General features: G+C 71.6%; 10 protein-coding genes. 6 read left to right on the forward strand and 4 right to left on the reverse strand.

The window, feature by feature from the left end:
- Positions 1 to 10: 10 nt before the first annotated feature.
- The 4 genes from EV382_RS32130 to EV382_RS32145 all read right to left on the reverse strand — a co-directional run bounded on the left by EV382_RS32130 (position 11) and on the right by EV382_RS32145 (position 4460).
- Entirely contained in the window at positions 11 to 505 is a 495-nt protein-coding gene (locus tag EV382_RS32130; protein ID WP_165435893.1) for a universal stress protein, read from the reverse strand.
- A gap of 9 nt (positions 506 to 514) precedes the next feature.
- Positions 515 to 2134, reverse strand: coding sequence for an MDR family MFS transporter (locus tag EV382_RS32135; protein WP_130408128.1), 1620 nt, complete (start codon positions 2132 to 2134; stop codon positions 515 to 517).
- Positions 2135 to 2281: 147 nt separating this feature from the next.
- Complete coding sequence (locus EV382_RS32140; RefSeq protein WP_244236884.1) at positions 2282 to 2722, reverse strand: MarR family winged helix-turn-helix transcriptional regulator; 441 nt, start codon at positions 2720 to 2722, stop codon at positions 2282 to 2284.
- Positions 2723 to 2732: 10 nt separating this feature from the next.
- Complete coding sequence (locus EV382_RS32145; RefSeq protein ID WP_130408130.1) at positions 2733 to 4460, reverse strand: alkaline phosphatase D family protein; 1728 nt, start codon at positions 4458 to 4460, stop codon at positions 2733 to 2735.
- Positions 4461 to 4642: 182 nt separating this feature from the next.
- Here EV382_RS32145 and ftsY point away from each other — a divergent pair, with 182 nt between their 5' ends.
- From ftsY to ffh, 6 genes are all read left to right on the forward strand, one after another.
- On the forward strand, positions 4643 to 5824 hold the full coding sequence (gene ftsY, locus EV382_RS32150) for a signal recognition particle-docking protein FtsY (RefSeq protein ID WP_130408132.1): 1182 nt from the start codon (positions 4643 to 4645) through the stop codon (positions 5822 to 5824).
- Between the two features lie 6 nt (positions 5825 to 5830).
- Positions 5831 to 6694 (forward strand): phosphotransferase, encoded by an 864-nt coding sequence (locus EV382_RS32155; RefSeq protein WP_208758534.1) that lies wholly within the window; start codon positions 5831 to 5833, stop codon positions 6692 to 6694.
- Positions 6695 to 6938: 244 nt separating this feature from the next.
- Positions 6939 to 8351 (forward strand): ammonium transporter, encoded by a 1413-nt coding sequence (locus EV382_RS32160; RefSeq protein ID WP_130408134.1) that lies wholly within the window; start codon positions 6939 to 6941, stop codon positions 8349 to 8351.
- Positions 8352 to 8376: 25 nt separating this feature from the next.
- Positions 8377 to 8715, forward strand: a complete 339-nt coding sequence (locus EV382_RS32165) for a P-II family nitrogen regulator (protein ID WP_208648869.1) — start codon at positions 8377 to 8379, stop codon at positions 8713 to 8715.
- A 17-nt stretch (positions 8716 to 8732) separates the two neighbouring features.
- The gene (locus tag EV382_RS32170) at positions 8733 to 11009 is read left to right on the forward strand and encodes a [protein-PII] uridylyltransferase (RefSeq protein ID WP_130408136.1); all 2277 of its coding nucleotides are present in this window, start codon (positions 8733 to 8735) and stop codon (positions 11007 to 11009) included.
- A 389-nt stretch (positions 11010 to 11398) separates the two neighbouring features.
- The gene (gene ffh / locus EV382_RS32175) at positions 11399 to 12952 is read left to right on the forward strand and encodes a signal recognition particle protein (protein WP_130408138.1); all 1554 of its coding nucleotides are present in this window, start codon (positions 11399 to 11401) and stop codon (positions 12950 to 12952) included.
- Positions 12953 to 12995: the final 43 nt, after the last annotated feature.

Consider the following 12995-nt stretch of genomic DNA (forward strand, 5'->3'; position numbering starts at 1 on the left):
CGACCACTTTTCAGGGCACCACGACGACCGGCCAGCGGCCGGCGCGAACCAGCCGGGTGGCGACCGAGCCAACGAACCGGTGCCCGGCCTGCTCGGAGGCGCCGACCACCAGCATGTCGGCCTGGAACTCGTCGGCCGCCGCGCACAGCTCGCCGTACGCGTCGCCGCGCCGCACCAGCAGGGTCAACGGGATGCCCCACTGCTCGGCCCCGCGCCGGCACTCCCGGCGCAGCTCGTCGGCCAACTCGTCCTGGGTGCGCTGGACCGCGCCGGCATCCATGCCGGGCACCAGGGCGGTCAGCCCGCTCGGTGAGCTGACGAAGACCACCACCAGCGCGGCGCGCTGCCGCCGGGCCAGCCCCGCGGCGTAGGAGCCGGCCCGCTCGGAGGTGCGGGTGCCGTCGACACCAACCATGATCACCCGAGGCCCGTCCGTGCCGCGCTCGAAGGGCAGCGGCCGGGTTCGGGGGCCGTACTCCTCGCGGTCCGGTGCTCCCACGCCCATGGTTCTACCTCACCTCTGCTCGCCGGTACGGATAACGGCTGCGCCAGCGCCGGCAGCGACTGTCGATTCCCGCTCGACCTCGGTGGAAACCGCGCTGCCGTTGTGCTGGCGCAGCGGGACCTCCTTGATGAAGAGGACGGCGATCAGCGCGATCAACGCGAACGGGGTGGCGGCCAGGAAGATGTCCCCAGCACCGTGGCCGTACGCGCCCTCCACCACGGCCCGCAGCGGGCCGGGCAGGGTGTGCACGTCGGGCAGGGCGCCGCCGCTGCCCGAGCTGGAGGCGGGGATGCCGAGCTGGGCCAGCCCGTCGGCGGTGTAGTCCTTGACCTTGTGGGCGAGCACCGCGCCGAGGGCGGAGACCCCGATCGCACCGCCCAGGCTGCGGAAGAACGCGACCACCGAGCTGGCGGCGCCGAGCTCGTGCGGGCCGACGGTGTTCTGCACGGCGAGGACCAGGTTCTGCATGGTCATGCCCAGGCCGACGCCGATCATTGCCATGTAGACGCTGAGCAGTGTGAAGTTGGTGTCCGCACGGAGCGTGCCCATCAGGGCGAAACCGATGGTGAGCAGCACCGAGCCGGTCACCAGGTACCGCTTCCACCGGCCGGTTCTGGTGATGAGCCGCCCGATCACCGTGGAGGCGACCAGCAGGCCGAGGATCATCGGCAGGGTCATCAGACCGGACATGGTCGGGCTCTGGCCGCGGCTGATCTGGAAGTACTGGCCCAGGAAGATCGACGCGCCGAACATGCCCACACCGACCGCGATGCTGGCGACGACGGCGAGGGTGATGGTGCGGTTGCGGAACAGCCGCGGCGGGATCATCGGCTCGGCGGCCCGGGTCTCGACCCGGATCGCCAGCGCGCCGAGGACCAGGGCGCCGACGACCATGACGGCGGTCTGCCAGGAGGCCCAGGCGAACTGGCCGCCGGCGAGCGAGACCCAGATCAGCAGCACCGAGACGGCCGCGGTGATCAGGGTGGCGCCCCACCAGTCGATCTGCGCCTTCCGCTTGACCACCGGGAGGTGCAGGGTCTTCTGCAGCACGATCAGCGCGATGATGGCGAACGGCACGCCGACGTAGAAGCACCAGCGCCAGCCGAGCCAGGAGGTGTCCACGATCACGCCGCCGATCAGCGGGCCGCCGATGGTGCCGACGGCCATCACGGCGCCGAGGTAGCCGCTGTAGCGGCCCCGCTCGCGGGGCGAGATCATCGTGGCCATGATCACCTGGGCCAGGGCGGTGAGGCCGCCGGCGCCGACGCCCTGGAGCACCCGGCAGGCGATCAGCTCGCCGGTGCCCTGGGCGAGGCCGGCCAGCACCGAGCCCAGCACGTAGATCCCCAGGGCCAGTTGGACCAGGGTCTTCTTGCTGGTCAGGTCGGCCAGCTTGCCCCAGATGGGGGTGGTCGCGGTGGTCGCGAGCAGGGCCGAGGTCACTACCCAGGTGTACGCGGACTGGCCGCCGTGCAGTTCGGTGATGATCCGCGGCAGCGCGTTCGAGATGACCGTGGAGGAGAGGATCGCGACGAACAAGCCCAGCAGCAGACCGGAGAGGGCTTCCAGGATCTGCCGGTGGGTCATGGTCACGGCGGTCGCCTGGGGAGGCGCTGTCGCCTGGCTCATCGTTTGTTGCCTCCGAGCGGAGTCGAGGTGGAACGGCGGCGGGCTGGTGTGCGCGGGCCGCCTGAGAGTTGCCTGAAGCAACCGTATGCCTTGGTTGCCTGAAGCAACAACTTGACGGACCGGTGCCCTATTCCTCGTCGGAGACGGCTACTGCCAGGAGTCGTTGAACCGGCCCAGCAGCCGGGCGAACTCCTCGACGTCCCGCTCCGGCCAGCCGTCCAGGGCGCGCAGGAACTCGCCCAGTCGTGCCGCACGGGCAACGTCGAAGCGGCGCTGCCCCTCCTCGGTGAGGCCGATCTGCGCGGCCCGCCGGTCAGTCGGATCGGGGTCGCGGTGGACCAGACCGAGGACCTCCAACGCGTTGATCTGCCGGCTCAACGTCCCCTTGCCCACGCCCAGCCGCGCGGCCAACTCGGTCAACCGGATCGACCCGCTACGGCGCAGCCAGAGCAACAGCCCGTAGGTGTTCGGCTCCAGGTTCGGGTGTACCTCCCGGGCGATCTCCCAGGAGACCGCCCGGCCACGGCGCAGCAAAGCGGTCAACTCGTGCTCAACCGCCCGGATCGGCTCCGGCAGGTGCTCATCCACGGCGTAGAGACTACGGCGCGGCCGGCTCACCGCCGCCAGAGAGTTGACGCCGCATCACCGGGCGTAGGTGCCCGTCCTTCGTGGTGCCCTCGATAACCACATCCGCCCCACGCCCCCGATGCGTCAGGGTGGCGACCGCGTTACCGAAGTAGGGGCCGGCCAGCTTGCGCCAGCGCACCCCCGGCCGGCGTACGCCCGCCGAACGGGCCAGCGCCCGGGTGGCCCCGGCCGGCCCGGGCGACCAGCCCAACCGCATCAGCGGCCGGATGCCGGCCGGCACCTGGTTGTGGATCGGCGAACAGGTGAGCTGGTGCACCGGCGTGACCACCGTCGGGTCGGCGAACCGGGCCCGCGCCACGTACGAGTGGTGCACGTCACCGGAGAGCACGCTGATCGACGCCGGTGGGGCGTACGCCGGGCCAGCCCCGACCCGCGCGCCGGACTGCCGCGGCGTGCCGGTGCCGATCCGGGCGAACGTCTCCGCGAGCGCCTCGAAGGACCGCCGGAACGCCGCCCAGTGCTCCAGGTCCAGAGCGCGGCGCAGCTTCTCCGCCCCGCGCGCCACCCACGGTCGGCGCGAGTCCGCCAGCTTCTCGTTCCACGCCTCGATGTGGTGGATGCCCTGCGGCAGCAGCCAGGGCAGCGACGCGCCCACCACCAGGTGGTCGTAGACCCCGTGCGCCTGGTCGAGGAACCAGGCCCACTCACCGGGCGGCAGCATCGCCCGGTTGTTGGACTCCAGCACCCGGCTGCACCGGTTGTCCAGCATGACCAGCCGGGTCCGGCCCAGATCCAGGGCGTAGCTCCACTGGTACTGCACCGCGCGCCAGCGCTCGGTGTCGTGCGCCAGGTCGGCCTCCTGATCGACCCGGTGGCCGAACTCGCGCAGCACGCTGGTGGCGTCCTCGGCTGCGGTGACCTTCGCGAAGACCGGGTCGGCCCCGATCTCGTCGGGGGAGAGATTGCCCAGGTGCTGGTAGACCCAGTACGAGGCGAGCCCACTGGCGATCCGCTCCTGCCACCACGGCTGCTCGCGCATCTCGGCCCGCCACGCCGCCGACGTGTTCCAGTCGTCGATGATCTCGTGATCGTCGAAGATCATCACGCTCGCCACGGTGGAGAGCAGCCAGCGGATCTCCGGATCACGCCAGGACTCCAGGTAGAGCTTCGTGTACTCGTCGAAGCTCACCACCTGATCGGCCGGAGCGCCCTTCGGCCGCCGCCGCCGTCGACGTAGCAGCCGGCGAACGGTCGGCGAGGTGACGTCGGCGTAGACCTGGTCACCGAGCAGCACCAGCAGGTCGGGCAGCGGGTTCGACTCCGGGTCGGCCATCAACCGCCGGGCGTAGGCGTCGAGCGCGTCCGGCGGCAGCTTCCGGGTGGTCGCGTGCTGGGTGGTCTCCCGGCAGGAGCCGAAGATCAGGTTGACCGGCTGGTCCCGGTCGTCGGCAGCCCGGGTGCGGATCACGCTCGGCGGGAACCCGCTGCTCGGCACCGGCCAGACGACCTCGTCGTCGATCAGCACCTCGTAGCTGGTCTCGCTGTCCGGGGTGAGCCCCGTCACCACCACCAGGGCGTAGTGGTGGTCGTACGCCGAGAAGGTGGGCGCGGTGCCGGTGGCGCCGCTGGCGGTACGGACGGTGACCACGGCGGGCGCGGCGGTCTCTACCCAGATCGTGGCCCGGGTGTCCACCACGCGCCGCAGGAGTGGGCCGATGAGGAGGTGTGCGGCGGACATGGCGCGAGCCTACCGCCGGTTTCCGGGCACCGGCCGCGTGCGGTGGCGGGGACGCTGGGCGCCGCTCGGGGTGCGGTGGCTGAGGTGCTGGACACCGCTCGGGGTGCGGTGGCTGAGGCGTTGGGCGCCGCTCGGGGTGCGGTGGCTGGGACGCCGCCGCCCGCATCTGACAGGATTCCGGCATGGCCGAATATCTCGTCCTCGCTCTGGTCCTGCTCGGTGTGTTGATCGCCGGCACAGTCGGGCTGGTCGTGCCGCGGTTGCGGCGGCGGCCCGAGCCCCCGCTGCCGCGTACCGAGGTCGACACCAGAGCCGAGGAGGATCTCGCCGGCCCGCCGGTCGAGGCACCGGAGTCTGATCTGTCCACCGGTGTCCTGGTCGAACCACCGCCGGTGCTCGAACCGCAGGTGGAGGTCCCCGAGCCGACCGCCGGGCGGCTGGTCCGGCTCCGCTCGCGGTTGTCCCGCTCGCAGAACGTGTTCGGCAAGGGCCTGCTCGGCCTGCTCGCCCGTGACCACCTCGACGAGGACGTCTGGGAGGAGATCGAGGACAGCCTGATCACCGCCGACGTCGGCGTCGACGCCACCCGTGACATCGTCGACCGGCTCCGCGAGCGGACCAGGGTGCTCGGCACCCGCTCGGCCTCCGAGCTGCGGGCCCTGCTCGCCGCCGAGCTGGTCAACGCCCTCGACCCGAGCCTGGACCGTTCGCTGCGGACCGCCCCCAAGGAGGGCGTGCCGGCGGTCGTCCTGGTCGTCGGCGTCAACGGCGCCGGCAAGACCACCACCTGCGGCAAGATCGCCCGGGTGCTGGTGGCCGACGGCCGCAGCGTGCTGCTCGGCGCGGCGGACACCTTCCGGGCCGCCGCCGCCGACCAACTGGAGACCTGGGGCTCGCGCGTCGGCGCGGAGACCGTCCGGGGGCCCGAGGCCGCCGACCCGGCCAGCGTCGCCTTCGACGCCGTCAAGCGCGGCATCGACACCGGCGTGGACACCGTGCTCATCGACACCGCCGGCCGCCTGCAGAACAAGGTCGGCCTGATGGACGAGCTGGGCAAGGTCAAGCGGGTGGTGGAGAAGCAGGGCCCGATCGACGAGACACTGCTCATCCTGGACGCCACCACCGGGCAGAACGGCCTGGAGCAGGCCCGGGTCTTCACCGAGGTGGTCAACGTGACCGGTGTGGTGCTGACCAAGCTCGACGGCACCGCCAAGGGCGGCATCGTGATCGCGGTGCAGCGCAAGCTCGGCATCCCCGTGAAGCTGGTCGGCCTCGGTGAAGGCAAGGACGACCTGGCCCCGTTCGACCCCGCGCAGTTCGTCGACGCGTTGCTGGGGACCGAGGCCACCGGCCGGGACGCGTAGTCTCGAGTGACCACCGACGATCGCGCATACGCGGGCTGGCGCGACCCCGGCCATGCTTCGCAGCGCCTCGGGAGACCGTACGTGACTTCGCAGGAGATCCCGCTGCACGGCGGCAACGTGAGCACCGTTGTCCGCGTGGGCGACACGGTCCGGCGCAACGCCGGGCCGTGGACCCCGTCCGTGCACGCGCTGCTGCGCCACCTGGAGTACGTGGGGTTCACCGGCGCCCCCCGCGCGCTCGGGATGGACGAGCGCAACCGTGAGGTGCTGTCGTACCTGGAGGGGGAGTGCGGAGAATATCCGCTCGCCCCGCACTGGGTGACCGACGAGGCCCTGGTCACCGTCGCCACCATGCTGCGGATGTTCCACGACGCGCAGTACGGCTTCACCCCACCGCAGTCGGCGGTCTGGCGCTCGTTCGGGCCGCCACCACCGGACACCGAGGTGATCTGCCACCACGACGCCGCGCCGCACAACGTGATCTGGCGTCCGGACGGCACCCTCGGGCTGATCGACTTCGACCTCGCCTCGCCGGGAGCGCGGATCTACGACGTGGCGTACGCCGCCTGGACGTGGGTGCCGATCTTCGCGGACCGTGACTCGATCACGCTCGGCTGGAAGCACCCGGACCGGCCGCGCCGACTCCGGCTCTTCGCCGACGCGTACGGGTTGATCCCCCGGGACCGGCACCGGCTGATCCGGACCATCCGTAAACGGATCGTGGATCACGTCGAGGGGATCCGTCGGATGGCCGCCGCCGGTGAACCGGCGTTCGTCCGGATCGTGCACAAGGGCCACCTGCGCCGACCGATGCGGGATCTGCGGCTGCTCGACTACGAGCGGCACGCTCTGGAGAACGCGCTGCGCTGACCGTCGGATCGGTCGATGCGGCTGACCGGTCAGCCATCGACGGTCGCCGCCTGGCCGATCCACGGTCGTCCATGCTGCTGACTGTGCAGACTTCGTGACACGTCCGAAACAACCCGTCACGAAACGGAAACCCGCACGGGCCCCTCGGTGAAACAGCCGGCCGCGAAGCTTCCGCGCAACCGGCCTACGGGCGACGCTGCCCCGGAAAGCCGCGAAGGAGGACTTCACCCTTTAGGAGGCCAGCGTGCCTGAAGCACCGACGATCGACGGCGCCAATACCACTTGGCTGCTGGTTTCGACCGCGCTCGTGCTGCTCATGACCCCCGGACTGGCGCTGTTCTACGGCGGCCTCAACCGGGCCAAGGGCGTACTCAACATGATGATGATGAGCTTCTCCGCTATCGGGCTCATCTCTATTCTGTGGTGGTTCTACGGATTCAGCGTCGCCTTCGGGACCGACGTGAACGGCTTCTGGGGCGACCCGGGCGCGTACCTCGGCACCAAGACCTTCCTCGCTGAGACCGACCTGTGGGGGGCCACGGCGGAGAACCCCAGCGGCATCGGGGTCCCGCTCTACGTGTTCATGGCCTTCCAGATGGTCTTCGCGGTTATCACCGTGGCGCTGATCAGCGGCGCCATCGCCGACCGGGCCAAGTTCGCCGGCTGGCTGCTGTTCGCCTTCGGCTGGGCCACCCTGGTCTACTTCCCGGTCGCCCACTGGGTGTGGGGCGGCGGCATCATCGGCGGCGACATCCACGCACTTGACTTCGCCGGTGGCACCGCGGTGCACATCAACGCCGGTGCGGCGGCGCTGGCCGTGGCCCTGGTCCTCGGCAAGCGGCTCGGTTGGCCGCGCGAGGGCATGAAGCCGCACAACATCCCGCTGGTCGCGCTCGGTGCGGGTCTGCTGTGGTTCGGGTGGTTCGGGTTCAACGCCGGCTCGGAGCTGACCGTCGACTCGGTCGCCGGCCTCGCCTTCATCAACACCCAGCTCGCCACGGCAGCGGCGGTGCTCGGCTGGATCGCGGTCGAGTGGGTCAAGACCCGTAAGCCGACGATGGTCGGTGCCTCGTCCGGCGCCGTCGCCGGTCTGGTCGCCATCACCCCGGCCTGTGGCTTCATCGCACCGTGGGCGGCCGTCCTGCTCGGCATCGTCGCCGGCGCGGTGTGCGCGCTCGCCGTCAGCCTCAAGTACCGGCTCGGCTACGACGACTCGCTCGACGTGGTCGGCGTGCACTTCGTCGGTGGTTGGATCGGCTCGCTCTGGCTCGGCCTCTTCGCCACCAACTCGGTCAACTCCGCGATCACCGACGTGGTGGGTGCCTCCGACGGTCTCTTCTACGGCGGCGGCGTGACCCAGCTCGGGCGGCAGGCCCTCGCCGGCCTGATCGTCACCGTCTGGTCGTTCGGCATCGCCTGGGTGCTCGCCTTCGCCATCGAGAAGACGATCGGCTTCCGCGTCAAGGGCGAGGCGGAGGTCGAGGGCATCGACATCGCCGAGCACGCCGAGAGCAGCTACGACCTGTCCCCGGCCGGCGGCGGCACGGGCAGTGCCTTCGCGATGGCCGGCATCGGTACCCCCGCCGGCGGCACGGCGAGCGGTGCCAAGCCGGAGGCGGAGCCCGCAGAGCCGGTCAGCGAAAAGGTCGCCGGTTAACGTTCCTGGGATGGAGGGGTTGGACATGAAGCTGGTGACCGCAGTCATCAAGCCGTACCAACTGGACGCGGTGAAGGAGGCCCTGCACGCCCTCGGGGTGGCCGGGCTGACCGTCAGCGAGGTTCAGGGGTACGGGCGGCAGAAGGGGCACACCGAGGTCTACCGGGGTGCCGAGTACACGGTCGAGTTCCTGCCCAAGATCCGGGTCGAGGTGCTCACCGACGAGATCGACGTGGAGAAGGTCGTCGACGCGATCGTCGGGGCGGCCCGCACGGGCAAGATCGGTGACGGCAAGGTCTGGGTCACCGGTGTCGAAGAGGTCGTCCGGGTTCGTACCGGCGAACGCGGCCTCGACGCACTCTGACCTCGGCCACGACTGACATGACCTCGTTGATCAGGAAGAACGCGTCAGGACACGCCAACGACGGCGACGCGAACTTCTTGATCAACGAGGTCGTCGGCGTTCCCGGGGGTATCGGCGAGTCGGCCCGACAGGCGCGGGCAGCCGCGTACGACAGCTTTCTGCGCGGGCTGCTGCCGGCGCGCGACGGGGTGGCACTGCTGGCCGTCGGAGGGCTGGGTCGGCGGCAGTGCGCCCCGTACGGCGACCTCGACCTGGTGCTGGTGCACGCCGGGGTGCCCGGCACGGACGAGTTGGCCGCCTCGGTCTGGTACCCGATCTGGGACGCGGGCCTGCGGCTCGACCATTCGGTACGCACCGTCGCCGAGGCGCTCTCGGTGGCCCAGGACGACGTCAAGGTCGCCCTCGGGCTGCTCGACGCCCGGCTGGTCGTGGGGGACCAGGCGCTGGCCGACGCGCTGATCCGCACCGCCGCCGACCATTGGCGGCGCACCGCCGTCCGGCACCTGCCCGGCCTGCGGGAGGTCACCACCAGCCGCTGGCAGGCCCACGGTGAGCTGGCGTTCCTGCTGGAGGGCGACCTCAAGGAGGCCGCCGGTGGTCTGCGCGACGTCGGGTTGCTGCGGGCGATCTCCGCCGCCGGCGTCACCGACGCGCTGCGTCCCGCCGTACGCGCCGCCCACCTGCGCCTGTTGGACACCCGCGACGCCCTGCACCAGCAGGTCGGCCGACGGGTCGACCGGCTGGTCGCTCAGGAGCGCGAGGGAGTGGCCGCCCTGCTCGGCCAGGACGACGGCGACGCGTTGCTGCGTCGGGTCGCCGGTGACGCCCGCACGATCAGCCACGCCCTGGACGACGCCTTCCGGGCCGCCGACCGGCTGCGCTCCGACCGCTCCCGGGGCGGCAACGGCCGTCCGGCCCGCCGGCCGGTCGCCCGCGACGTGGTCGAACACGACGGCGAGCTGGTGCTCGCCCGTACCGCGATCGGGGCCCGCCCCGACCCGAGCCTCTCGCTGCGGGTGGCCGCCGCGTCGGCCACCACCCGAATCCCCATCGCGCGGGCCACCTGCGAGTGGCTGGCGGCGTACTGCCCGCCGCTGCCCGCCCCGTGGCCGGCCGAGGCCCGGGCCGCGCTGATCACCCTGCTCGGCGCCGGCCCCGGCCTGGTGCCGGCCTGGGAGACCTGCGACCGGTACGGGCTGGTCGACGGTTGGCTGCCCGAGTGGACCCGGCTGCGCAGCCTGCCCCAGCACAACCCGGTGCACCGCTTCACCCTCGATCGGCACCTCGTGCAGACCGCCCATGACGCCAGCCGGCACGCCCGCGAGGTGGAACGCCCCGACCTGCTGCTCCTCGGCGCGCTCCTGCACGACATCGGCAAGGGCCTCCCCGGTGACCACAGCACCGTCGGTGTGCCGGTCGCCCGGGCGGTGGCCACCAGGGTCGGTCTACCCGCCCCGGAGGTCGAGCTGATCGGCAGGATGGTCCGGCTGCACCTGCTGCTGCCCGACGTGGCCACCCGTCGGGACCTGGCCGACCCGGTGACCATCGCCTCGGTGGCCGAGGCGGTCGGCGACACCGGCACCCTTGACCTGCTGCACGCGTTGGTCCGCGCCGACGCGGCGGCGACCGGGCCGGCGGCCTGGTCCGACTGGAAGGGTCGACTCGTCGCCGAGCTGGTCGCCCGGGTGCGTACCGCCCTGGACACCGGTGTGCTCCCCGAGCCGCCCGCCCCGGACCCGGAGCTGCTGGCCGGGCCACTGCCGGTCGTCCACCTGACCGGCGACCGGGTGTCGGTCGCCGCCGCCGACCGGCGTGGTCTGCTCGCCACGGTGGCCGGCTGCCTGGCGCTGCACCGGCTGGAGGTGATCTCCGCGGACGCCTCCGCCGTCGACGGCCGCGCCCTGGTCGAGTGCCGGGTGCAGCCCCGTTACGGGCTCCCACCGGATCCGGTCCCCCTCCGCGCCGACCTGCGCCGGGCGGTGGCCGGCGACGTGTCGGTCACCCAACGGCTGCGCGGTCGTGCGCTCGCCAGCCGTGGTGGCGGCGCGGCTCCCCGGGTGGTCTGGCACCGCGAGGCGGCCACCGACGCCGTACTCCTGGAACTGCGCGCCGCCGACGCGGCCGGGTTGCTCTACCGGGTCGCCTGCGCGCTCGACGAGGCCGGCGCGCTGGTCCGCGCGGCCCGCATCTCCACCCTCGGCGCCGACGTGGTCGATGCCTTCTACCTGGTTGGCGGGTGGCCGGACGACGACACTCGGGCCCGCCTGGAGGCCGCGGTCCTCGCCGCCGTGTGACCCACGACGGCACCGTCCGCGTCGCTGCCGGCCGCGGCGCGTTGACGCGGCCGAGCGCTGATCGGCCGTTGGCCGTCGTGCCAGCCCGGTCACTCCCACGAGCGTGATGCCTCACAGTCATCAGGCTCGTCAGGATGTCTGCCGGCAGCGCGGCGCGATCGGCAGTTCTGTCCCGGTGGCGGGCACGTCCGGGGGCGTACCCGCGATACCGCTCGTTGCCGGACGAGTGCGTCTTCGACGCGCTGCGGCACGGTGCGAGCCGCGCGGACCCACGTCAGCCGGGCCGGCCGACAGCGGCCCTGCCGCCGGGCGGCTACCCTAGCGGTGGCCGGACTCCGCAGTGCCGGCCGCGTTGTGCCCGCCGGAACACTGACAAACGGGATGTTCGCGTGTTTGACACCTTGAGTGACCGCCTGTCCGGGATCTTCACCAAGCTCCGCGGCAAGGGGCGGCTCACCGACGCCGACATCGACGCCACCGCGCGTGAGATCCGCCTCGCGCTGCTGGAGGCGGACGTCGCGCTGCCGGTGGTCAAGGGCTTCATCGCGGCCGTCAAGGAGCGCGCCCGCAGCGCCGAGGTCTCCCAGGCCCTGAACCCGGCCCAGCAGATCATCAAGATCGTCAACGAAGAGCTGATCAACGTGCTCGGCGGCGAGGGGCGACGGCTCCAGTTCGCCAAGCAGCCACCCACGGTGATCATGCTGGCCGGCCTCCAGGGTTCCGGTAAGACCACCCTCGCCGGCAAGCTGGCCCGCTGGCTCAAGGGCCAGGGTCACCAGCCGCTGCTCGTCGCCGCCGACCTCCAGCGCCCCAACGCCGTCGGGCAGCTCCAGGTGCTCGGTGGTCGGGCCGGCGTCGAGGTGTACGCCCCGGAGCCCGGCAACGGCACCGGTGACCCGGTGCAGGTGGCCCGCGCCTCGATCGAGCACGCCAAGCGCGCCGCCCGCGACATCGTCATCGTCGACACCGCCGGCCGCCTCGGCATCGACGCCGAGATGATGCAGCAGGCCGCCGACATCCGCGACGCCGTCTCGCCGGACGAGGTCATCTTCGTCATCGACGCGATGGTCGGTCAGGACGCCGTGCGCACCGCCGAGGCGTTCCGCGACGGCGTCGGCATCACCGGCGTTGTCCTCTCCAAGCTTGACGGTGACGCCCGTGGTGGTGCCGCGCTGTCGGTCCGCGAGGTCACCGGGCAGCCGATCCTCTTCGCCTCCACCGGTGAGAAGCTGGAGGACTTCGACGTCTTCCACCCCGACCGGATGGCCAGCCGGATCCTCGGCATGGGCGACGTCCTCACTCTGATCGAGCAGGCCGAGCAGGCCTTCGACTCCGATCAGAAGGAGAAGATGACCGCCAAGCTGATGGGCGGTGAGCAGTTCACCCTGGACGACTTCCTCGACCAGCTCATCGCGGTCCGGCGGATGGGCCCGATCGCCAACGTGCTGGCCATGATGCCCGGCATGGGGCAGATGAAGGACCAGCTCGCCGAGCTGGACGACAGCCACTTCGACCGGGTCACCGCGATCATCCGGTCGATGACCCCGGGCGAACGGACCAACCCGAAGATCATCAACGGCTCCCGCCGGGCGCGCATCGCCAACGGCTCCGGGGTCACCGTGATGGACGTCAACCAACTGCTCAACCGCTTCGCCGACGCGCAGAAGATGATGAAGCAGATGGGCGGCATGATGGGCCTGCCCGGCGGCGGTCGGCGCAAGGCCACCAAGAGCCCGAAGAACAAGCGCAAGGGCACCAAGGGCGGCGGTCGTCCGCGTACCGGCGCCGGGATCCCGGGCGGGTTCCCGGGTGGCATGCCGCAGCTCCCGCCGGGGATGGACCCGAACGATCTCGCTGCCGGCCAGGGCCTGCCGCCCGGCTTCAAGCTGCCGAAAATCGACTTCAACAAGCTCGGCAAGGGTGGCGACAAGGGCCCGCGCTGACGCATGTTGGTGACGGCGGGCGACTGATCCAGCGCTTAGGGTG

Source organism: Micromonospora violae, from assembly GCF_004217135.1.
Taxonomy (GTDB): domain Bacteria; phylum Actinomycetota; class Actinomycetes; order Mycobacteriales; family Micromonosporaceae; genus Micromonospora; species Micromonospora violae.

Excerpts from the sequence above, each read along its gene's own strand:
- EV382_RS32145 (WP_130408130.1), bottom strand. The coding sequence starts at position 4,460 with ATGTCCGCCGCACACCTCCTCATCGGCCCACTCCTGCGGCGCGTGGTG.
- EV382_RS32130 (WP_165435893.1), bottom strand. The coding sequence starts at position 505 with ATGGGCGTGGGAGCACCGGACCGCGAGGAGTACGGCCCCCGAACCCGG.
- EV382_RS32165 (WP_208648869.1), top strand. The coding sequence starts at position 8,377 with ATGAAGCTGGTGACCGCAGTCATCAAGCCGTACCAACTGGACGCGGTG.
- EV382_RS32170 (WP_130408136.1), top strand. The coding sequence starts at position 8,733 with ATGACCTCGTTGATCAGGAAGAACGCGTCAGGACACGCCAACGACGGC.
- ftsY (WP_130408132.1), top strand. The coding sequence starts at position 4,643 with ATGGCCGAATATCTCGTCCTCGCTCTGGTCCTGCTCGGTGTGTTGATC.
- EV382_RS32135 (WP_130408128.1), bottom strand. The coding sequence starts at position 2,134 with ATGAGCCAGGCGACAGCGCCTCCCCAGGCGACCGCCGTGACCATGACC.